This window comes from Streptosporangium pseudovulgare (assembly GCF_014648055.1).
Lineage (GTDB): Bacteria > Actinomycetota > Actinomycetes > Streptosporangiales > Streptosporangiaceae > Streptosporangium > Streptosporangium pseudovulgare.
The window spans coordinates 256,081-276,824 of sequence record NZ_BMQJ01000012.1 but is presented as its reverse complement, the minus strand read 5'-3'; the positions used below and the strand labels follow the sequence as shown (position 1 = coordinate 276,824).

Here is a 20,744-nt window from a genome sequence, read left to right as displayed (position 1 = left end):
CTAGCCAAATTTTGCCTAGGCTGGGCGGTTGTGGATCGTGGTGCCGAGCTGAGCGAGTTCCTCAAGTCCCGCAGGGCGCGGTTGCGGCCGGAGGACGTCGATCTGCCGTATCGGGGCGGGGGGACACGGCGGGTGCGCGGGTTGCGCCGTGAGGAGCTGGCGCTGCTCGCCGGGGTGAGCGTCACCCACTACACCCGGCTGGAGCAGGGCAACAGCCGGAACGTCTCGGCCGAGGTGCTGGACGCCATCGCCGACGCGCTGCGGCTCACCGGGGACGAGCGGGGATACCTGCACGCGCTGGCCCACCCCGCGCACCGGTGCCACGACGTCCCGCAGGCGCCGCTCCGGCCGGGGCTGCAGCGGCTGCTGGACTCGATGGTGCTCACGCCGGCCCTCGTCCTCGGACGGCACGCCAACGTCGTCGCCTGGAACAGGCTCGCCGCCGCGGTCTTCGCCGACTTCGCCGCGCTCCCCGAGAAGCGCCGGACCATCGCCCATCTGATCTTCCTGGACGAGGGGATCCGGCGCATGCACGGCGAGAACTGGCCGCGGCTCGCCCGGGAGCACGTGGCCCAGCTACGCGTCCTGGCCGCGCGGTATCCCAGGAATCCGCAGATCATGGATCATGTCGACACGATCTGCCGGCAGAGCCCCGAGTTCGGTCGCCTGTGGCACGAGCACCACGTGGCCGTCGCGGCGCACCGCGACTACGTCCTCGACCACCCGGTCGTGGGCGAGCTGCGGCTGTCCGCCGAGCTCGTCGGCCTGCCCGGCGACCCGGAGCTGCAGGGGATGGATCTGTTCGCCGCCGAGCCCGGCTCGGAGTCGGAGGAAAGGCTGCGGCGCCTGGCCGCCACCACGCGTGAGCCGTCCGGTCCGGCGCCGCGCGGCTGAGGCCGGGCGGGGCGGCTCACGCCGTACGGGCCGCCGGGTCCGCCCGCGTCGCCTGGTCCGCCGGTTCTGACCAGGGCCGCCGGGCCCGGCGGCACGTGCGGGCCGGAGGCGGCCGGCGGTCAGCCGGCGGTCTGGTGGGGGCGGGGGGCCGGGGCCGTGTCGCGGAGGAACTCGCGAATGGCGCGGGTGAGCGCCCGGGGCTGGTCCTCCGGGATCAGGGTGTAGCTGTCCTCGATCTCGACGAGCCGGCCGTCCGGGAAGAGTTCGGCCAGCCGCCTGCCGTGTTCCCGCGGCATCACGCGGTCCTCCGCCGCCCAGACGATGAGGACCGGCCGGTCGAAGGACCGCATCCGGTCGGCCCATTCGAGCAGCGTGCGCCGTGGAGGGGTGGACAGGACGTACTTCCTGAGGTCGCGTCTGATCTCCGGCCGCGTCTGGGCCGGGCGGAACCAGGTGTCCATGACGTCGGCGGGGACCGGCCGCTTCGACATCCAGCCCCAACCTCCCGGCATCCTGCGCAGGGGACGCACCCGCAGCGTTCGCATGGCCACCGTGAGCCCGCCGGGGATCCTGGCGGCCGTGGCGATGAGGCGGCCGGGAACGCCGGGCGGGTAGTTGTCGAACGCCTCGCAGGCGCTGAGCACGAGCCGGCCCACCCGGTCGGCGCGCCCTTCGGAGATCAGGACCTGCGCGCCGCCCCAGTCGTTGAAGACCAGGGTGACATCGCGCAGGTCCAGCCGCTCCAGAAACTCGGCCACCAGCAGCCCGAGCCCGCGCAGGGAGAGGTCGGCGTCGGGACGCATCGGCCTGCGGTGGCTGCCCAGGGGCAGGAGCGGCAGCACGCAGCGGTAGTCGGCGCGCAGGTGGGGGACGACGTTCCGCCACACGGTGCCGTCCAATGTACGTCGAGATGTTCGACGCGATCATGGACGCCGCTCCGGATCCGGTCGCCGGTGTCCGCGACTTCTTCGCCGGAGCCGCCCAGCGGCTCGTGGAGACCGGGTACGCCGACGCCTGCCCGATCGCCACCGTCGCGCTGGAGGTCGCGAGCACCAGCGAACCGCTGCGCCGGGCGACCGCCGATGTCTTCTCCACCTGGATCGCCGCCGGCGCCGAGCGCTTCACCGCCGTGGGCGTTCCCGAGGACGTGGCCCGCGAGCTCACCATCTCCATGGTGGCCGGGTTGGAGGGGGCGTTCGTCCTGAGCCGGGCACTGCGGACCACCGAGCCCGTGGAGGCCGCCGGAGCGGCCGCCGTCGCCGCGACCCGGGAGGCCCTGCGGCGCGTGGGGGCCTCCGGGGACCCCGCGGCCTGAGCGGGCGCTCGCGTCCGGACCGGTGAGGCGTCCGCGCCCGCCGCCCGGCGGATCAGGCCGCGGGTGGGAAGAGGGGAGTTCCGGGGTGTACGACCGGACCCCATCCATCGCCTAAAGTCGGGCGAATGCCCCCGAATTCCTCCCGGCTGGCCTGGTTGGACGCCCTGCGCGGACCCGCCGCGCTCGCCGTCGCGCTGCACCACTCGGGCTGGACGTTCCTGCCGGACCTCTGGGCGGAGGTGGACCGCAGGATCGACGTCGGCACGTGGGGCGTCTTCGTGTTCTTCATGGTCAGCGGCTACATCATCCCCGCCTCCCTGGAACGGCGCGGTGACCTGCGGGCCTTCTGGATCGGCCGCGCCTTCCGCCTTCTTCCCCTGCTGGCCGTCGCGGTCGTCCTGGCGCTGCTCCTCGCCGCCGCCGGGGCGTTCGACCTCCACCCGGGGGTCGGCGCGCGCCCACTGCCGCTGGTCGTCCTCGGGAACGTGACGATGCTGCAGGAGTTGCTCGGCGTGCCCGCCGTCATCGGCGTGATGTGGACGCTCTCCTACGAGATGGCGTTCTACCTGCTGACGGCCGGGCTGTTCACCGTACGGCAGGCGCACCGTTCGGCCGTGATCGCGGTCGTCCTGGCGCTGGCGGCGGTGCCGCTGGGGCTCCTGCTGCCGCGCCCGGCCATCAAGGGGAGCGCCGACCTGGTGGCCGCGCTCCTCGGCGTGGCGGCCGTCGCGGTGATCGCGGTGTCCGCGCGCGGGCGGGGCGGGAAGCGCGCCGTCGCCGCGGTGTCGGGCGGGGTCCTCGGCCTGGCCCTGGTGGTTTTCGGCAGCCGGATCGGCGCGTGGCAGGGTCTCATCGTCCTGGCCATGATGTTCGCCGGCACGGCCGTGTACCGCGCGGAGCGGGGGGCGATCCGGTGGCGCACCGCCGTCGCCACCGTGCTGACGGTCCTGGCCTGCGGGCTCCTCGCCAAGGACGACCCCGGCTGGGCCCCGGCGCTCCTGCTGGCCGCGGCCTTCTTCGGGGCCGGGTTCGCGCTGCGGCGCAGGTCGTTCCCGCGCTGGCTGACCCATCTCGGGGTGATCAGCTTCTCCCTCTACCTGCTGCACCCGCTCCTGCTGCGGGTGGTCCCGAACCTTCCGCTGTTCTTCCTCGTCCTGGTGCCGCTCGCCTACCTGACCCACCGGCTGGTCGAGGCTCCCGCCCAGCGCCTCGGCAGGCGGCTCGCCCGGCGTGCGACGGGGGAACGGCCGGCGGAACAGGGGGAACATGGGGCCGTGAAGCCCGCGCCGGCGGGGTGGGGATCCCCGGGGTCCGCGGAGCGGGCGGGGCCGACGGCGCAGGGAGCCACGGGGTCCGCGGGGCCGGCGGCGCGGGAGCCCGCGGCGGGTGAGCCCTCCGGGTGAGGGGAGGACCGGGTCCGGGCGGTACGTCCGGGGAGAAACACGGCTGATTTTCCATGAGCTGCGGTGCTTCGCCGGGAATTCCGGCAAATCTGCACTATTTCATCACATATATCCTGTGCAACATTCATCCGCTTTTGGAATGATGGCCTCTTTGGTGCTCTCCCACCCCTCCAGAAAGGGACAAAGCCTCATGAGGCGTTGGATTGTCCTCACCGTCGCGGCGCTGATCGCGTCCGTGCCGGTCACCGCCGTGCCCGCCGCCGCGCAGGCGGGTTCTCCGGACCCGGTGCAGGCGGTCAAGCGGCAGTTCCGCGACGAGCACGGCGTCCAGCTCGCCGAGGTCTCGCGGATCGCCGTCGGCAAGTCTTCGGTGCGGATCCGGAACAACGCCAGGCTGCAGCTCGGCCGTTCCGGGCCGGTCGCGTTCGACGCCACCTGGCAGATCGTCGCCGACCCCGAGCTCGAAAAGGCCGTCAAAGACGACGACGGCGGCGTGACGTTCTTCGACTTCTTCGCCCCGTCCTCCGTGACCGCCGTGGACGGCAAGATGTACGTCTCCGACGACATCTACCGCAACGTGGTTCCCCAGGACAAGGAGTGGGTCCGCACGAAGGCCCCCGCCAACCTCAAGGCCGTCAGCAGCCAGACCGCCAACGTGTTCGAGCCGGCGGTCCTCAAGGCCATGTTGAAGGGCGCGAAGCGCGAACCCGCCTCCGGCGGCTTCCTCTACCGGGGCACCGTGAGCCTGGGGGAGCTGTCCAAGGCGTCGCCCAAGTCCTACCCCTTCCCCCCCGGTGAGCTCGGCCGTGAGGCCGCGAAGAGGTCGATCTCCTGGCGGCTCTGGACGAACGGCGACGGCCTGCCCCAGCGCATGATGAGCACCGAGACCATGCGGGTGACCAAGAAGGTCTCGATGACCTTCAGGACGGACACCCGCTACACCGACTGGGGCATGCCGATCACCGTCGTGGCCCCGCCCGCCGACAAGGTCGCCGACGAGAAGGACCTGAGGATCGAGAGGCTCTTCGACTTCTCCGACCCCAAGCAGATCATCAACACGGTCAAGCCCTGACGACCGGTCACGGTCCTGACGCCCGCGCGCCGGGACCGTGTGCCCGGCGGCCGGGGTTCACCGGGCGTGCAGGGCCGCCCGCCAGGCGTCCGGGACCGGCCCGCCGTACGTGATGGTCCGGGCGCCGAGGAACGCGGCGAGGGCGGCGACGGCCTCGGCGACCGGCTCGGCGGCCGAGGCGGGGGCGTCGGGCTCGGCGTAGACCCCCTCCACCGTCAGTACGGCGGCGCGCCGGTCGAAGCGCGGCGCGATCCGGCCGATCAGGCGTTCCCCGTGCAGGACGGGCAGGACGTAGTAGCCGTAGCGGCGCTTGGCCCGGGGGACGTACATCTCGGTGCGGAAGACGAAGTCCCACAGGCGCTCGGTCCTGGCGCGGTCGCAGATGAGGTTGTCGAAGGGCGACAGCAGGACCGTCCGGGAGAACCCGTCGTCCGGGGCCTCCAGGAGCGGGAGGGTGTCGTCGTGGACGTACCAGGTCTCGGCGTCGGTGGAGCCGAGGCGGACGCGGTGGACGCGGCCCGCGCGTTCCAGGGCGGCCAGGGCGACGGGCAGGTCGGGGTAGCGGCTCCGGATGAAATGCTGCTCGATGTCCGCCGGGCGCGCCACGCCCAGCGACCGCAGCGCGTGTTCGGCCGACCGCGCCACCGTCTCGGCGGAGGAGAGCGGCTCGCGGTCCGTCCAGTCGGGCAGGCAGCGTTCGGCCAGGTCCCAGAGCCGGCGGCGGCCGTCGCGTCCGGCGACCATCACCGTGCCCTGCCTCCACAGGAAGTCGAGCATGCGTTCCGCGTTGCGGCCCGCGGTCCAGCCGCTCGACTCCCACGGCACCTCGGCGAGGTCGTCGAACCCGCCGGTCGGCAGTGGGCCCGCCTCTTCCAGCCGCTCCAGGACGTGCAGGCGCAGGCGCTCGTTGGCGGTCAGCCAGTCGCGGACCACCCGTGCGTGGGGGGAGTCACCCGCCGGCCAGCCCCGCATCATGACCCGGTGGATCGGGTAGTCCTCGGTCAGCACGATCGAGGCGGCGTGCGCCCAGTACTCGAACAGGCTGCGTTCCTTCCACAGCCGCGTGTCCAGCTCGGCCCGGTCGTAGGAGCCCAGGCGGCTCCACAGCACCAGCAGGTGGCTCCGGGCGACCACGTCGATGGGGTCGAGCTGGAGGCACCGCAACCGCCGCAGGACCTGCTCCATGCTCACGGGCCCGGGGCTCGCGAGGCACTGCGCGCCCACGGCGAGTCGCCTCGCCTGGTCGACGGTGAGCGTGAGAGTTGACGGCATGCGCGGCGGCCCTTCTCGCGGGGGATTTCCGTTCGGCAATCTACACATAGGTCCGCGCGGTATTCGATGGTTTGTGCGAACTTTCGAGACCGTCGGAAGACGTCGGGGCGTGGAGGCGGGAGCGGGGGCGGGAGGCGGAACCCGGTACGCGGGGAGGCGCCGGGGACGGCCGGGAACGGCCCGCGGGAAGAACCACAGAAGAGCGGTCATCGGGGATGGGTGTGCCGATCCCGGGCACGATCGCCCGGGGCTGGTTAGGATCGGCGCGTACGCGCATGTTCTGGGGGGACGGTGACCGAGCACACGCATCCGGAGGGCCGTCCGCGCGACTCCCTCGCCGCGGCCGCGAAGGCGCTGCTCCGGCTGGGCCGGGTGCGCGATCTGCCGGTCGTCCTGATGCTGGCGTGGGTGGGCTGGCTGGCCATCCCGTGGCCGTCCGGCGGTCTCGCCCAGGCGCGCGACGGGGGCGGGCGGCAGTTCAGTACGGACATCGCGGCGGGCCCGGCGTCCGGCGCGGGCGTCTCGGACGCGCCGGGGACTCCGGACACGGCCTCGGGCGCGTCGGGGACCCCGGATACGGTCTCGGGTGTTCCGGGGACCTCGGACACGGCCTCGGGCGCTTCAGGAACCCCGAACGCGGCCTCGGGCGCTTCGGGAGGCCCGGGTACGGCGGGCTGGGCGCTCGCCGCGGCCCCGGCGCGGCCGGCCCCGCTGGTGAAGCCGGAGCGGCGGCCCGGGGCGGCGACGGCGGAGGCGGGGGTGCGGGAACTGGTCGCCGCGGAACGCGCGCGCCTCGCCGACGAGGTGCACGACGCCGCCGGGCACGGCTTCGCGACCATCGCCATGCAGGCCGGGGTCGCGCTGCTCATGCTCGACGAGCATCCCGAGCGGGTCCGCGAGTCACTGGAGGCGATCCGCTCGACCAGCGCGCAGGCACTCGGCCGGCTCCGTTCCGCGCTCGACCTCATGGACCCCGAGCCCGCGGACCACGACCTGCTCCGGCTGGTCGGCGGAGTGCGGGCGGCGGGCCTGCCCGTGGACGTCGAGCCGGCCGAGCCGTACGTCCCCGCGGGGCTCGAAGAACCCGTCTACCGGGTGGTGCGCGAGGCGCTGACCAACGTCGCGCGCCACGCCGGTCCGGGCGGGGCCCTGGTCCGCCTCGCCGACGGGCCGCGCGAGTTCGTCCTGGAGGTGGTCGACCGGGGAGGCGGCTCCACCGGAACGGCCGGGCCCGCCGGCTCCGGTCACGCGACGGGTCCCGCCCATGCGGCCGGAGGACGGGGGCTCGCCGGGATGCGGGCCCGGGTGACGGAGGCGGGCGGCGTGTTCGCCGCGGGTCCTCGCCCGGACGGCGGCTTCGGGGTGGTCGCGCGTTTCCCCAGGGACGGCGTGTGCCTCCCGGCGGACGGCGCGGGCCTCCGGGTGGACGGTGTGGGCCTCCGGGTGGACGGCGCGGGCTCCCAGGGGGACGACGTGGGCCCACGGGGGGACGCGTGAGCGCGCCGGCCGGTCCGATCCGCGTCGCGGTCGCCGACGACCAGGCCGTCGTGCGCATGGGGCTGCGGGCCCTCATCGAACGCGAGCCGGATCTGGAGTTCGCCGGTGAGGCGGCCGACGGCGCCGCGGCCCTCCGTCTGCTGGCCGACGCCCGGCCCGACGTTCTCCTGCTCGACATCCGCATGCCGGGAATGGACGGCATCGACACGTTGCGGGCCGTCGCGGCCGATCCCGCGCTCGACGGCACCCGGGTGGTCGTCGTCACGACCTTCGAGACCGACCGGTACGTCTTCGCCGCGCTTCAGGCCGGGGCCAGCGGGTTCGTCCTCAAGGACGGCGCCCCGGAGGAGCTGGCCCACGCGATCAGGGTCGTCGCGTCGGGTGAGGCGCTGCTCTCGCCGTCCGTCACGAGGAAGGTCATCGGCCTGTTCGGCCGCCACGACGCCGGCCCGGTCGAGGGTCTCGACTCCCTCACCCCCCGGGAACGCGAGATGGTCGCCTGGGTCGCCACCGGCCGGTCGAACGACGAGATCGCCCGGGAGCTGGTCATCAGCCCCGACACGGTGCGCACCCATGTCAGCCGTGCCATGGTCAAGCTCCGGGCCCGCGACCGGGCCCAGCTCGTCGTGTTCGCGGTCAGGTCCGGTCTGGCGATCCCCTGAGACCTCCGGGCTCCCGGAGGAGCCCGGCCCGCCGGACCCGTTCACCGTCCCCGGCCCGCCGGGCCCGCTCGCCGTCCCCGGCCCTCGCGGTTCCGCGGTCGCGCAGGAAACCCCGGTAGTCGCGCTGTTCGACCTGCGCCTGGATCTGCTTCACGGTCTCCAGGCCCACACCGACCATGATGAGCACGGTCGTCCCGCCGAACGGGAAGTTCTGCTGCGTCGCCGGGTCGCGCAGCACCACGAAGGCGACGACCGGGATGAGCGACAGCACGCCGAGGTAGACCGCTCCCGGCGCGGTCAGCCGGGAGAGCACGAACCGCAGGTAGTGGGCGGTGGGCCGGCCGGGCCGGATGCCGGGCACGAACCCGCCGAACCGCTTCATGGTGTCGGCCACCTCGTCCGGGTCGAAGGTGATCGACACGTAGAAGTAGGTGAACGCCACGACCAGCAGCAGGTACGCCGTCATGTGGACCGGGTGGTCACCGGAGGTGAGATAGCGCGAGACCCACTCCGCGACCGGCCCGGTGCCGCCCGTCAGCTGTACGGCCAGCTGCGGCAGGAAGAGCAGCGAGGAGGTGAAGATGACGGGGACGATCCCGGCCTGGTTGACCTTGACCGGGAGGTACGTCGAGGTCCCGCCGTACATCCTGCGCCCGACCATGCGCCTGGCGTACTGCACCGGGATCCGCCGCTGCGCCTGCTCGACGAACACCACCGCCGCCACCAGGAAGACCCCCGCCACCAGCATCGTCGCCAGCGCGAACGGGCTGAGCCGGAAGATGTTCGACACGTAGGAGGGGAAGACGGCGACCGTCTGCGTGAAGATCAGGATGGACATGCCGTTCCCGATCCCCCGCTCGGTGATCAGCTCACCCAGCCACATGATCATGCAGGTGCCCGCGACCATGACGGTCGTGATGACCACGACCGTCATCATGCCCTGGTCGTGCAGCAGCCGCTGCCGGCAGGTGGGGAAGATCTGGCCGGAGCGGGCCGTCGCCACGATCGTCGCGGCGTAGGGCACGGCCAGCGCCACCGTCACGTATCTCGTGTACTGGGTGATCTTCGCCTGCCCGCCCTGCCCCTCCTTCCTGAGCTCCGTGAGGCGCGGGATCAGCACGGCGAGCAGCTGCATGATGATGCCCGCGGTGATGTACGGCATGACGCCGAGGGCGAAGACCGACAGCTTCAGCATCGCCCCGCCGCTGAACAGCTGCAGCATGTCGACCAGTCCGCCGCCGGTGTCGCTCAGGCATCGCCGTACCGCGGCCACGTCCACGCCGGGCGAGGGCAGGATCTGCCCGAACCGGAACAGGGCGATCATCCCCAGGGTGAAGAGCAGCTTCCCGCGGAGGTCGGGCGCGCGGAAGGCGCGGATGAGAACGGTGGGCATGCGCCGAGTGTGTCCGCGTCGTCCGGTGCGGGTCATCCGCTCACCGGAGGCATCGCCGTACGCGGATTCGCGTAGTCCTCGACGTGCGCGGTCACGAGGGTCCGCGACCGCGACGGCCGGTCGGGCGGCTCAGGCGGTGACGTACGCCCCCGCGCGTGCCGCCGCCGCGGCGGCCGTGGCGGCGCGGTCGGCCGCGGCCTCGTCGAGCGGGTCGCCGCTGGCCAGCAGCCGGTAGTAGAGAGGGGCGGAGACGGCGCGGATCACCTCCGCCGGGTCGGTGCCGGCGGGCAGTTCCCCGCGTTCGACGGCCCGGACCACGCACGGGGCCCACTCCCCGATCCGGGTCGCGTAGAAGCGGTGCAGGGCCTCCGCGGTGCGCTCGTCGCAGGCGGCGGCGGCGATCACCGCCCTGAACAGTGCGCCCTGGCGCGGGTCGGTCAGGGTCTTCGCCACGAGCCGGGCGTTGGCTTCGAGGTCCCCGGTGAGCGAGCCGGTGTCCGTGCGGGGCAGGGACTGCTCGGCCATGTCGGCCAGCAGGTCGGTGACGAGGCCGGTCGGCGTGCCCCAGCGCCGGTAGACGGTCGTCTTGCCCACCTCCGCGCGGCGGGCGACGTCGGCGAGGTCGAGCCGGTGGAAGCCGTGCTCCACCAGGGCGTCCCCGGCCGCCCGCAGCACGGCCGCCCGGACGCGGGCGGTCCGCCCTCCGGGCCGTACGGTGCCCGGTTCGATCCGGTCGGCTCCCGTACGGCCGGCCTCCGCCCGGTCGGCCTTCGCCCGGTCGGATGTCACCTGGGCGTCCTCCGGCCGGGTGGCTTCCAGGCGGTGGCCTTCCACGCGGTCGGCTTCCATCTGGCCGGCTTCCCCACGGTCAGCGGTCATAACGGGACTCCTGTTCCATTACTGGGCGGTCTTCTGTTACTGTTCCCCCATCCTAACGGAACTTCAGTTTCGTTAACTGTCACCGTTCCAGAAAGAGGACCCCTGATGTCCATGCTCGACCGGGTCGCGCCCGCCCAGGGCGAACCCGCCCGACACGCCCCCGCCCGGAAGGGATCCGCCCGGCCCGGCCTCGCCAAGGGTGGACCCGTCCGGCCCGCGTCCACCCAGGACGGCCCCACCCCACCGGCGCCCGTCCAGGGCGAACCCGGCCGGGGAGCCCGCATGACCGGGCGGCAGAGGCTGGTGCTGACCCTGCTGCTCGGCGCCCAGTTCATGATCGCCGTGGACTTCTCGATCCTGAACGTCGCGCTGCCCGCCGTCGGCGCGGGCCTCGGCTTCTCCCTGGCGAACCTCCAGTGGGTGGCCACCGCCTTCGCCCTGTCCGCCGCCGGATTCACGCTGCTGTTCGGCCGTATCGCCGACCTCGTCGGCCGCAAGCGCCTGTTCCTGGTCGGCATGGCCGTCCTCGGCCTGTCCTCCGCCCTGGGCGGCTTCGCCACCTCGCCCGGGGTGCTGCTGGTCGCCCGGGTGCTGCAGGGGCTGGCCACCGCGGCCGTCACCCCGGCCGGACTCGCCCTGCTGACCACGGCGTTCCGGGAGGGGCCGCTGCGGGAACGGGCCCTCGGGCTCAACGGCGCGCTGATGTCGGCCGGGTTCACCGCCGGGGCGATCCTCGGGGGCCTGCTCACCGACCTGCTCTCCTGGCGCTGGGCCTTCCTCATCAACGTGCCCGTCGCCGCGCTCGTCGTCGCCCTGGCGCCGTCCGCGATCGACGACTCGCGGCCGTCCGAGCGCCCGCGACTCGACCTTCCCGGCGCCGTGACCGTCACCGGCGGGCTGCTCCTGCTCGTCTACGGCCTCACCCAGGCGGGCGCCTCGGGCTGGGCCTCCCCGCTCACCCTGGTCGCGCTGGCCGCCGCGGCCGCGCTGCTGATCGGGTTCTGGTTCGTCGAGAAGCGCTCGGCCGCGCCGCTGGTGCCGACGACCGTCATGCGGCGTCGCAACGTCCTCTGGGGCAACGCCGCCGGGCTGATCGCCTTCGCCACCGAGACCTCCCTCGTCTTCCTGCTCACCCTCTACCTGCAGGAGGTCCTCGGCTACTCCCCGATGGCCACCGGCCTGGCGTTCGGGGTCCTGGGCGCCGGCACCGTGCTCGGCGGGACCCTCGGCGGCAGGGTGGTCGGCCGGTTCGGCGCCCGCGCGACGATCGTCGGCGGCGGAGTCGTCCAGGCCGTGGCGACCCTCTCGCTGGTGGCGCTCGGCGCCTCCGGCTCCTGGATCTGGCTGCTGCTCGCCGCGACCTTCGTCGGCGGCGTCGGCAACATGCTGATGATCGTCGGGTTCATGGTCAGCGCCACATCCGGTCTGCCCGACTCCGAGCAGGGGATGGCCACCGGCCTGGCCACCATGACCCAGCAGGTCGGCATCACCCTGGGCATCCCGGTCATGAGCGCCGTCGTCACCGCCCGGACGGCCGCCCTGGGGGTGACCGGGCCGGCGGCCGTCCTGTCCGGTGTGTCGCTCGCCGTCCTCGTCAACGCGGCGCTGGTCCTGGCCGGGGCACTGCTCGCCGGGGTGTTCCTGGCCGCGCGGCGCGGAGACCGGCCGGTGACCGGTGCCGGAACCGGCGCTTGAGCACCGCGGACGTGCCCGCCCGGTCCGCGGGAGCCCCACGGGAGGGCGGGCACGGAACGGGCTGCTGACGGGGCGGTGGACACGGAACGGATCGCTGAGGCGGGCCGGTGGGAACGGAACGGGCCGCGGAGGCGGGCCGGTGGGGCGGTCCGTTCCGGGAGATCCGATGCCGAACGGGTTCCGGGGAACCTGACATCGGTCGGCAGGTACGGGCGGTAGCGTCGCCCGCGAGCTCTTCGAGAGGAAGGCGGTTCGATGCGGTACGTGGCGCTGTTGCGCGGCATCAACGTCAACCCCGCGACCACGGTCGCGATGTCCGATCTCCGCGCGCTACTGGAAGGGCTCGGCCACACCGGTGTGCGGACCCATCTTCGGAGCGGGAACGCCCTGTTCACCCCGGCGGAGAAGCGGCCCGAGCGGGTCGCCGCGGCGATCGAGCGGCGGATCACCGCGGAACTGGGGCTGTCGGTGGCCGTCATGGTGCGGACGGCCGCGGAACTGCGCGCCGTGGTCGAGGAGAACCCGCTTGAGGTGCGGGATCCGGCCAGGTTCGGAGTGTTCTTCCTGGCGGAGGCCCCCGATCGGAAGGTGCTCGCGGCCCTCGACCCGGCGGAGTACGCGCCGGAGGAGATGGCGGTGGGCAGGCGCGAACTCTACGTGTACTTCCCGGACGGCCTGCGGCGTCCGAAACTGCCGCCCCTCCTGGAGAAGCGGTCGAACACGCAGGCCACGATGCGCAACTGGAACACCGTCACGAAGCTGCTGGCCCTCGCGGAGGAATGACACCGGTCCGGCGGCCGGATGAATCGCGGCCGGGCCGTGCCGGCGGAAACTATTCGCTCCATGTATACAGCGCATGTATAGTCGCGATCATGTCGATCGGACATGTCCTGCTCGGGCTGCTCAGCGAGCGGCCCAAGCATGGCTACGAACTCAAGAAAGAACACGACCAGCGCCTGCCGGGCGCCAAGCCGCTCGCCTACGGGCAGGTCTACGCGACCCTGCAACGGCTGGAACGTGACGGGTTCACCGAGGTGACCGGGACGGCCCAGGAGGGCGGCCCGGAGCGCACGGTGCACGCGATCACCGAGGCCGGACGGACCGAGCTGGACCGGTGGCTGGCGGAGATCGAGGCGCCCGCGCCGTACGTCGCGAGCCCGCTGTTCGCGCGGGTGGTGGTGGCGACCCTGGCGGGCGGGACGGCCGAGGAGTACCTGCTCAGGCAGCGCGCCGCCCATCTGACGCGGATGCGGGAGCTCACCGCGCGCAAGGCGTCGGGGTCGCCCGCGCAGGTGCTGGCCGCCGACTACGCGCTCCAGCACCTCGACGCCGACCTGCGATGGATCGAGACGGCGCTGGAACGGCACACCGTGCTGAAGGGAGAGACCGATGCTTGAGGCGCGAACGCTGCGCAAGTCCTTCGGCCGGACCACGGCGCTGGACGGCGCATCCGTGGAGATCGGGGAGGGGGAGGTCGTCGCCGTCACCGGCCCGAGCGGCTCCGGCAAGTCCACCCTGCTGCACTGCCTGGCCGGGATCATCCGCCCCGAGGCCGGTGAGGTCCTGTTCGCCGGCCGGCGTCTCGACACCCTCGACGAGGACGCCCGGACGAGGCTGCGCCGGGAGAACTTCGGCGTCGTCTTCCAGTTCGGCGAGCTGGTGCCCGAGCTGACCGCGGAGGAGAACGTCGTGCTGCCGCTGCTGTTCGGCGGGCGAGGGCGGCGGGAGTCCCTGCAGGCCGCCCGCTCCTGGCTGGAGCGGCTGGACGTGGCGGACTGCGCCGGGCAGCGGCCCGCGGAGCTGTCCGGGGGCCAGCTCCAGCGGGTCGCGGTGGCCCGCGCGCTGGCCGCCGAACCGCGGGTGATCTTCGCCGACGAACCCACCGGCGCACTCGACTCGCTGGCCGGGGAACGGGTGATGGGCGAGCTCGTCGGCGCGGCCCGGGAGAGCCGCGCCACGCTGGTGGTCGTCACCCATGACAACCGGGTGGCCGCCTACGCCGACCGGGAGATCGCGCTGCGGGACGGCCGGGTCGTCGCGGGCGCGACCGCGGCGACGGGAGGAACGGCGGCCGGGACGCCCGGAGAGGCGGCGGCCGGCGGGGTGAGCCGATGATCACCGTGGTCCGGATGCTCGCCCGGGGGCGGTCCCGCCGCGAGCGGGCGCGTGGGCGCCTGATGGCCGCGGGGGCGGCGTTCGCGACCGTCCTGCTGTGCGCGGCGGCGCACCTGACGGCGTTGCGGCTCGACGCGCGGCGCGGCGCTCTCGGCGTCCTCACAGAGAAGGAACCGCGCCTCATGGTGGCGCTCACCCTGGCGCTGCTGGCCGTACCCGCCGCCGCGTTCATCTACCAGGTGAGCCGCCTGGCCACCGCCACCAGGGAACGGCGGCTGGCCGCGCTCCGGCTGGCCGGGGCCACTCCGCGCGAGGTGCGGCTCACCGGGGCGGCCGAGAGCGGATGGTCGGCGCTGGCGGGCGGGTCACTCGGCGCGGCGGCCTACCTGCTCGCCGCCCTGGTGGCGAGATGGTCGCTGGGCGACGTCGTGCCGGTGCGCCCGCTGCTCTGGACGCCGGTCGTGCTCGCCGCGGTCGTGCTCGGCGGCGCGCTGTCCGGCCTGAGGGCGGGCCGGCACGTGGTGGCCTCCCCGCTCGGCGTGGTACGGCGGGCCCGGCCGCGGGGGCCGAGGGCGCGCGACCTCGCCCTCGTCGCGCTGGGCGTCGCTCTGCTCGCGGCCGCGCTCACCGGCAAGGGCAGGTTCTTCCTCGGGGGCAAGTACGGCGCGGTCGTGGCCATCGCCGCCGGGGCGGTGCTGCTGCTCTTCGGCCTGGTGCTGGCCACCGCGTTGCTGATCAGAATGGCCGCCCGCCGGGCCGGGCGCGGGACGTCGGCGCCCGAGACGCTGCTGGCCGCGCGGATGGTCGAGGCCGACCCCCGGGCGTGGGCCCGCGCGCTGTCGGTGGTCGGGCTGACGGTGTTCTTCGGATCGGCCGTGGGCGCCCAGCAGGCGCTCACCGTGTTCCAGAGCGATCTGACCGCCTTCCAGGTGGCGTCCTACGCGCTGCTGTACCTGGCGCTGCTGACGGCCATGGTCACCTCGGCCGGCGCCCTCGTGGCGCACCAGGCCGAGGCACTGCTGGACCACCGGAGATCGTTCACCGTCCTGGCCGCCTCCGGTGTCCCCGTCCCCGCGCTGGGGCGGGTCCTCACCCGGCAGGCGCTCGTCGCGGCGCTGCCGGTGTGCGTGGTCAGCGCGGTCGCCGGGGCGGGCGTCGTGGTCCTGCTCCTGGCCGAGCTCTACGCCCGGCGGCCCGGCGCGCTGGCCGTCTCCGTCGCGGGGGCGGCGGCGATGGCCGGGATCGGCGTGCTGGCCGCCGTGCTGGTGGCGAGGGCGGCGCGGCCGATCCTGCGCCGCTGGGTCCGGCCGGAGGAACTGCGCACCGGCTGACCCGGTGATCCCGGGGCGTTCCCGCCGAACGCCCCGGGATCGCTTCGCCGGACGGTGCCGGAGTCACCCTGTCCTGGATGGCTCCGGATCCCCATCGAGGCCGGGCGGCCGGGATTTCCCGTACTTCCTTGCGGATCGGGCGCGTAAAGTGCCAGTCTCGTTACCATCAGTGACAGGTTATGTCCGGACGGGGCGAGCGTGGCCCGCCGGGCGAAGGTCCAGGAGCACGAGAGTAGGCGCCCCCATGCAGGCTTTCACGCTGCCCGACTTCTACATGCCGTACCCGGCGAGGCTGAACCCCCACCTGGAACGTGCCCGGGAGCACAGCACGGACTGGGCCCGGCGGATGGGCATGCTCGACGCGCCCCGGCCAGGCGGCGGCGTCGTCTGGGACGATGACGCGCTGGCCCGCATGGACTACGCGTTGATGTGCGCCTACACCCACCCCGACTGCGACGGCCCCACCCTCGACCTGGTCACCGACTGGTACGTCTGGGTGTTCTTCTTCGACGACCACTTCCTGGAGCACTTCAAGTACTCCCGCGACCTCGCCGGGGCCAAGGCGTACCTCGACCGCCTGGAGCTGTTCATGACCGCCGACGGCGAGACGCCGCCGGAGCCGGGGAACCCTGCCGAGGCGGGCCTCGCGGACCTGTGGGAGCGCACGGTCCCGGCGATGTCCGAGGGGTGGCGGCGGCGTTTCGTCACCAGCACGCACAACCTGATGGTCGAGTCGATGTGGGAGCTGGACAACATCGACCGCGGCCGGATCGCCAACCCGATCGAGTACGTCCAGATGAGGAGGCGGGTCGGCGGGGCCCCGTGGTCGGCGAACCTCGTCGAGTACGCCGTCGGCGCGGAGATCCCCGACGCCTTCGCCGAGACGAGGCCGATGCGGGTGCTGTCGGACACCTTCTCCGACGCCGTGCACCTGCGCAACGACCTGTTCTCCTACCAGCGGGAGGTCCGGGAGGAGGGTGAGAACTCCAACGCGGTGCTGGTCTTCGAGCGGTTCTTCGACTGCTCCACGCAGGAGGCCGCCGAGCTGGTCAACGACCTGCTGACCTCGCGGCTGCAGCAGTTCGAGAACACGGCGCTGACCGAGGTTCCGGCCCTGCTGGCCGAGCACTCCGCGTCCCCGTCCGAGCTGGTCGCGGTGGCGGCCTACGTCAAGGGGCTGCAGGACTGGCAGTCCGGTGGGCACGAGTGGCACGCGCGGTCCAGCCGCTACATGAACGACGCCACCGCCACCGCCTCCGACGCGGCCGACCCGGGCGCCGCCACCGGATCCGGTGCCGCATCCGGCCCCGCCGTCTCCGACCTGGGCACAGTATCCGGCTTCGCCGTCTCCGGCCCGGTCACCGCGCCGGGCGGCCCGACCGGTCTCGGCACCTCCGCCGCCAGGCTCGTGCCCTCCGCGGGGAGGATCGGGCTGCGGACCCGGGCGCGGCAGCACTCCTTCACGCCGTTCCGTCCGGTGGGGCACCTGCCGCTGCCCGCCCTGCGCATGCCGTACCCGGTCCGCACCAGCCCCCACCTGGACGCCGCCCGGCGCCACGCGGTCGGCTGGGCCAGGGAGATGGGCATGTTCGGCTCCGTGCCCGGGGTGGAGGGCGGCGGGGTGTGGGACGAGCGGCGTTTCCGCGGCTTCGACTTCCCGCACTGCGCCGCCATGATCCACGCCGACGCGACCCCCGGGCAGCTCGACCTGTCGTCCGACTGGCTGGCCTGGGGGACGTACGGCGACGACTACTTCCCCCTGGTGTTCGGCGCGACCCGTGACCTCGCGGCGGCCAAGCTCTGCGACGAGCGGCTGCGCCTGTTCATGCCGCTGGACGACGAGCCCGTCCCCGAGCCGGCGAACCCGATCGAGGCGGGCCTCGCGGACCTGTGGCGGCGTACGGCGGGGCCGATGACGGCCGACCACCGGCGGCGGTTCCGCCGGGCGGTCGAGGACATGACCTCAAGCTGGCTGTGGGAGCTGGTCAACCAGGCCCAGAACCGCGTTCCCGACCCGGTGGACTACATCGAGATGCGCCGCAGGACGTTCGGGTCGGACATGACGATGAGCCTGGCCCGGCTCGCGCACTCCGACGTGGTGCCCGAGGAGCTCTACCGGACGCGGACCATCCGCGAATTGGACACCGCGGCGCAGGACTACGCCTGCTTCACCAACGACCTGTTCTCCTACCAGAAGGAGGTCGAGTTCGAGGGTGAGTTCCACAACATCGTCGTGGTGGTGGAGCACTTCCTCGGGGTGGACCGGCTCACCGCCCGGGATGTCGTGGCCGACCTGATGGAGGCACGGATGCGGCAGTTCGAGCACATCGTCGCCGAGGAGCTTCCCGCCATGTTCGACGACTTCGGCCTCGACGAGCCGGTCCGCCGGGTCCTCACCCGGCACGCCGACGACCTCAAGGAGTGGATGTCCGGCATCCTGGAGTGGCACCGCCGGTGCGCCCGGTACACCGAGGCGGAGCTGCTCCGTCACCGGTTCACCGCCGTGGCCGGCTTCCCGTTCGCGCCCACCGGGCTCGGCACCTCCGCGGCGCGGTTCGCGGCGATCGCCGCCCGCTGACCGGCACGGGATCCCGTACGGTCGCCACCCGCCCCGGCGGCCGTACGGCTCCGGCGCGGAGCGGTCCGCGGTCCCGGTGGGTGGCCACGGTCTCGACGCGGGACGGTTCGCCGTCTCGGCGCGGACGGCTCGCGGTCACGGCTCCGTTGGGGCGTCCACGGTCTCAGCGCGGCGGCTGTTCGGCGTCCAGCGCGTTGAGCGCCCCGACGAGGTGTTCCTCCTCGTAGGCGAAGTGCGCCTCGATCTCGGCGGTCAGCCGGTCGAGTTCCTTGCCGATCCGCTCCGGGTCCGCCGTGGGGGAGCCGGAGAACAGCTCCTCCACCTGGCGGATGAGGTCCGCCAGGTGGACGTGCTCGCTCCGCAGCCTCTCCAGCGCGGGGCGGAGGCCGGGGAACCGGCGCTCCAGGAGCGGGAAACCGGTGCCGTCCTCGCGGGTGTGGTGCTCGTGGAGCGCGGAGCAGAGCGTCAGGCAGTGTTCGCGCAGCTCGGCGCCGATGCCGGCGCCGAGGTCGGCGGTGAACCCGATGCCCGGCCCGGCGGCCGGGCCGGTTCCCGTTCCCCGCCCGGTCCCCGTCCCCGGTTCGGCGGTCGTTCCCCGGTCCGTGCCCGTCGCCCCGCTCACGTCCCCGGAGCCGGTGAGGGCCTCGTCCACCTTCGCGCGGGTGGCCGCGAGCCGTTCGCGGATCCCCGCGTGGATCCGCACCAGTTCGTCGCCGATCGCCCGGGACCGCGGGTCGTCCGCCCGGTACAGGGCGACCACCGGGATGACGCGGGAGGTCGCGGCCTGGTAGCCGGCGAAGGCGGGGACGAGCCGGGCCTGGCGGGCGTAGGCCTCGTCCCGCTCCGCGTCGCGCAGCACGGTCGCCGTCGCGGTGCGGCTCTCGACCTTCTCTCCGTCCCCGATCTCGACGGTGACACGCGGGTTCCTCAGGAGGTTCCCGTACCAGGCCGGGTGGCTGTCGGACCCGGCGTTGGATCCGAAGACCAGGATGCGCTCCCCGTCCCGCGCGTACATGACGGGGGTGGTCCTGGGCCTGCCGGTCCTGGCCCCGACGGTCGTCAGCAGCACCAGCGGCGCGCCCTCGAACATGCCGCCGACCCTGCCACCGTTCGCGCGGAACTCGTCGATCACCCGCTGGTTGAAATCATCGGCCACGTGCCGATCCCTCCGATCCGCGCGGAGGCGTGTTTCGGTAGCCTCCGGACAACGAGAAACTTTTGCTTTGATGGCAAAGCTATTTTGGAGATCAAGGTATGTCAACCGGTGGCCTGAGCGTCGAGGACGGGATCCGGACGCTGCTGCTCCTGATGCCCCGCATGGTCGGGCGCACCAAGCGGATCAAGGTTCCGCCGCAGCTCCAGTCGCTCAACCTCGCCCCGCGGCACCTGTCGCTGCTGTCGTACCTGCTCTTCGACGGCCCCCTCGGGGTCAACGAGCTGGCCGCGCGCCTGGAGGTGGCGCCCGCGACGGTGAGCCTGATGGTGGGCGACCTGAGCCGGAGAGGCGTGGTGGAGAGACGCGAGGACGACGCCGACCGCCGCCGCACGATCGTGTGCATCGCCGAGGCCAACCGGGAGGCGGTCGACAGGTGGCTGGCGAAGGGGGCGCGCGCCTGGCGCGCCGCCCTGGAGCCGCTGACCCCCGAGGAGCGGCTGATCTTCGTCGAGACGCTGCGGACCTACGAGCGCGTGGTCGCCGAGGAGGAGGGGAACGAGACCTGACCGTGCCCGGGACGCGTCACCCCGAGCACCGAGCACCGAGCCCCGAGCCCCGAGCACCGAGCCCCGAGCACCGAGCCCCGAGCACCGAGCCCCGTGTCTCGCGCCCGGCGTCGGGTGAGGGTTCGGCGGTGCGGCCCGGCGGCCGACGGCGCCGCGACCGCGCCCCGCGCGGCGGGAGAAGGTACGGGCGGTGCTCAGTCGCGGGTCATCGCGTCGAGGGTCTCGGTCATGTGCTTGCGCAGCTCGCCCAGCCGTACGTCGAGGATGACCGAGGCGATCTCCGGGTTGCTCCGGATCATCTCGCGCAGGCCGCTGTCGCCCGGCCCGTGCTCGAAGCTGTGCCGCACGACGGTCCGGCCCGGCTCCTCGGCCGGCTCCAGGTCGTAGCGCCACCGGGAGGAGGGACGCTCCGGGTCGCCCGCGCGGTCGAGCACCACCCAGGCGAACGAGCGGGGGCGGTCGGCCTCGGTGACCACGGACGTCACCGTCCACACCCGGTCCTGACGGCGGTTGCGCCCCTCGAACCGCGCCCCGACCCGCGGCGCGGCGTCGTCGGCGTCCAGCCAGGCCAGGTGCTCGCACTCCGGACTCCAGTCGGCGACCCGCGGCACGTCCGTGATGAGGTCCCACAGCCGCTCCGGGGGCAGGCCGACGGTGGTCTCGATCTCCACCCTGGATCCCGTGACGTCGTGGTCTTCCATGCCCGCCTCCGCGTGCTCGCGGCACCTCGCCCGGTGCCTGTTCCGGTCTCGCAGACGATTCCGTAATCGTCATCCCCAACGATGGACGATCGGCCCGCCGGTGCACACCCCTGTCCCGGTCAAGGGTGGAAAGGACGGCCTCGCCGTACCGCCGCGGACGGCCGCGCCGCCGCGGAACGGCGGGGCCCGGAACACCGCGCCGGGCGGCCCGCCGT

General features: G+C 73.3%; 19 protein-coding genes. 13 read left to right on the top strand and 6 right to left on the bottom strand.

Annotation, left to right across the window (positions count from 1 at the left end; genetic code table 11):
* The first annotated feature begins 30 nt into the window (after positions 1-30).
* Positions 31-894 (top strand): helix-turn-helix domain-containing protein, encoded by an 864-nt coding sequence (locus IEZ10_RS24000; RefSeq protein WP_229811571.1) that lies wholly within the window; start codon positions 31-33, stop codon positions 892-894.
* Positions 895-1,013: 119 nt separating this feature from the next.
* Here IEZ10_RS24000 and IEZ10_RS23995 read toward each other — a convergent pair whose 3' ends face one another.
* Positions 1,014-1,793: an alpha/beta fold hydrolase gene (locus IEZ10_RS23995; protein WP_189248748.1), complete on the bottom strand. Its 780-nt coding sequence runs from the start codon at positions 1,791-1,793 to the stop codon at positions 1,014-1,016.
* Between IEZ10_RS23995 and IEZ10_RS23990 the strand changes: the two genes are divergently transcribed.
* The 3 genes from IEZ10_RS23990 (at position 1,793) to IEZ10_RS23980 (ending at position 4,684) form a co-directional block, all read left to right on the top strand.
* Positions 1,793-2,209 carry an LmrA/YxaF family transcription factor gene (locus IEZ10_RS23990; protein WP_189248747.1) on the top strand — a complete coding sequence of 139 codons (417 nt, stop codon included), beginning with the start codon at positions 1,793-1,795 and terminating at the stop codon, positions 2,207-2,209. The two genes, IEZ10_RS23995 and IEZ10_RS23990, sit on opposite strands and share 1 nt — an antisense overlap.
* A gap of 125 nt (positions 2,210-2,334) precedes the next feature.
* Positions 2,335-3,612: an acyltransferase family protein gene (locus IEZ10_RS23985; protein WP_268246356.1), complete on the top strand. Its 1,278-nt coding sequence runs from the start codon at positions 2,335-2,337 to the stop codon at positions 3,610-3,612.
* Between the two features lie 190 nt (positions 3,613-3,802).
* The gene (locus IEZ10_RS23980) at positions 3,803-4,684 is read left to right on the top strand and encodes a hypothetical protein (RefSeq protein WP_189248746.1); all 882 of its coding nucleotides are present in this window, start codon (positions 3,803-3,805) and stop codon (positions 4,682-4,684) included.
* Positions 4,685-4,741: 57 nt separating this feature from the next.
* On the opposite strand, the gene IEZ10_RS23975 is transcribed toward IEZ10_RS23980, so the two are convergent.
* Positions 4,742-5,956, bottom strand: coding sequence for a winged helix-turn-helix domain-containing protein (locus IEZ10_RS23975; protein ID WP_189248745.1), 1,215 nt, complete (start codon positions 5,954-5,956; stop codon positions 4,742-4,744).
* Positions 5,957-6,247: 291 nt separating this feature from the next.
* Between IEZ10_RS23975 and IEZ10_RS23970 the strand changes: the two genes are divergently transcribed.
* A complete protein-coding gene (locus tag IEZ10_RS23970) occupies positions 6,248-7,453 on the top strand; it encodes a histidine kinase (protein WP_189248744.1) in 1,206 nt (401 codons plus the stop codon).
* Entirely contained in the window at positions 7,450-8,115 is a 666-nt protein-coding gene (locus IEZ10_RS23965) for a response regulator (RefSeq protein WP_268246355.1), read from the top strand. Before IEZ10_RS23970 ends, IEZ10_RS23965 begins: the two co-directional genes overlap by 4 nt.
* Here the strand turns inward: IEZ10_RS23965 and secY are convergent.
* Both secY and IEZ10_RS23955 read right to left on the bottom strand, forming a co-directional pair.
* The gene (gene secY / locus IEZ10_RS23960) at positions 8,090-9,508 is read right to left on the bottom strand and encodes a preprotein translocase subunit SecY (protein ID WP_189248742.1); all 1,419 of its coding nucleotides are present in this window, start codon (positions 9,506-9,508) and stop codon (positions 8,090-8,092) included. The two genes, IEZ10_RS23965 and secY, sit on opposite strands and share 26 nt — an antisense overlap.
* A gap of 129 nt (positions 9,509-9,637) precedes the next feature.
* Positions 9,638-10,237, bottom strand: a complete 600-nt coding sequence (locus IEZ10_RS23955; RefSeq protein WP_229811584.1) for a TetR/AcrR family transcriptional regulator — start codon at positions 10,235-10,237, stop codon at positions 9,638-9,640.
* 255 nt (positions 10,238-10,492) lie between these two features.
* Here IEZ10_RS23955 and IEZ10_RS23950 point away from each other — a divergent pair, with 255 nt between their 5' ends.
* The 6 genes from IEZ10_RS23950 (at position 10,493) to IEZ10_RS23925 (ending at position 18,106) form a co-directional block, all read left to right on the top strand.
* Positions 10,493-12,082, top strand: coding sequence for an MFS transporter (locus IEZ10_RS23950; RefSeq protein ID WP_229811570.1), 1,590 nt, complete (start codon positions 10,493-10,495; stop codon positions 12,080-12,082).
* Between the two features lie 255 nt (positions 12,083-12,337).
* Complete coding sequence (locus IEZ10_RS23945) at positions 12,338-12,865, top strand: DUF1697 domain-containing protein (RefSeq protein ID WP_189248741.1); 528 nt, start codon at positions 12,338-12,340, stop codon at positions 12,863-12,865.
* A gap of 89 nt (positions 12,866-12,954) precedes the next feature.
* Positions 12,955-13,479, top strand: coding sequence for a PadR family transcriptional regulator (locus IEZ10_RS23940; protein ID WP_189248740.1), 525 nt, complete (start codon positions 12,955-12,957; stop codon positions 13,477-13,479).
* The gene (locus IEZ10_RS23935) at positions 13,472-14,197 is read left to right on the top strand and encodes an ABC transporter ATP-binding protein (protein WP_189248739.1); all 726 of its coding nucleotides are present in this window, start codon (positions 13,472-13,474) and stop codon (positions 14,195-14,197) included. The genes IEZ10_RS23940 and IEZ10_RS23935 overlap by 8 nt, the downstream gene beginning before the upstream one ends.
* Positions 14,194-15,528: a hypothetical protein gene (locus IEZ10_RS23930; protein ID WP_189248738.1), complete on the top strand. Its 1,335-nt coding sequence runs from the start codon at positions 14,194-14,196 to the stop codon at positions 15,526-15,528. The genes IEZ10_RS23935 and IEZ10_RS23930 overlap by 4 nt, the downstream gene beginning before the upstream one ends.
* A 244-nt stretch (positions 15,529-15,772) precedes the next feature.
* Positions 15,773-18,106: a family 2 encapsulin nanocompartment cargo protein terpene cyclase gene (locus IEZ10_RS23925; RefSeq protein ID WP_189248737.1), complete on the top strand. Its 2,334-nt coding sequence runs from the start codon at positions 15,773-15,775 to the stop codon at positions 18,104-18,106.
* 163 nt (positions 18,107-18,269) lie between these two features.
* Here the strand turns inward: IEZ10_RS23925 and IEZ10_RS40030 are convergent, their stop codons facing one another.
* Complete coding sequence (locus IEZ10_RS40030) at positions 18,270-19,262, bottom strand: nitroreductase/quinone reductase family protein (RefSeq protein ID WP_189248736.1); 993 nt, start codon at positions 19,260-19,262, stop codon at positions 18,270-18,272.
* Between the two features lie 98 nt (positions 19,263-19,360).
* Here IEZ10_RS40030 and IEZ10_RS23915 point away from each other — a divergent pair, with 98 nt between their 5' ends.
* Positions 19,361-19,828: a MarR family winged helix-turn-helix transcriptional regulator gene (locus tag IEZ10_RS23915; RefSeq protein WP_189248735.1), complete on the top strand. Its 468-nt coding sequence runs from the start codon at positions 19,361-19,363 to the stop codon at positions 19,826-19,828.
* A 194-nt stretch (positions 19,829-20,022) separates the two neighbouring features.
* On the opposite strand, the gene IEZ10_RS23910 is transcribed toward IEZ10_RS23915, so the two are convergent.
* On the bottom strand, positions 20,023-20,529 hold the full coding sequence (locus IEZ10_RS23910; RefSeq protein ID WP_189248734.1) for an SRPBCC family protein: 507 nt from the start codon (positions 20,527-20,529) through the stop codon (positions 20,023-20,025).
* Between the last annotated feature and the right edge of the window lie 215 nt (positions 20,530-20,744).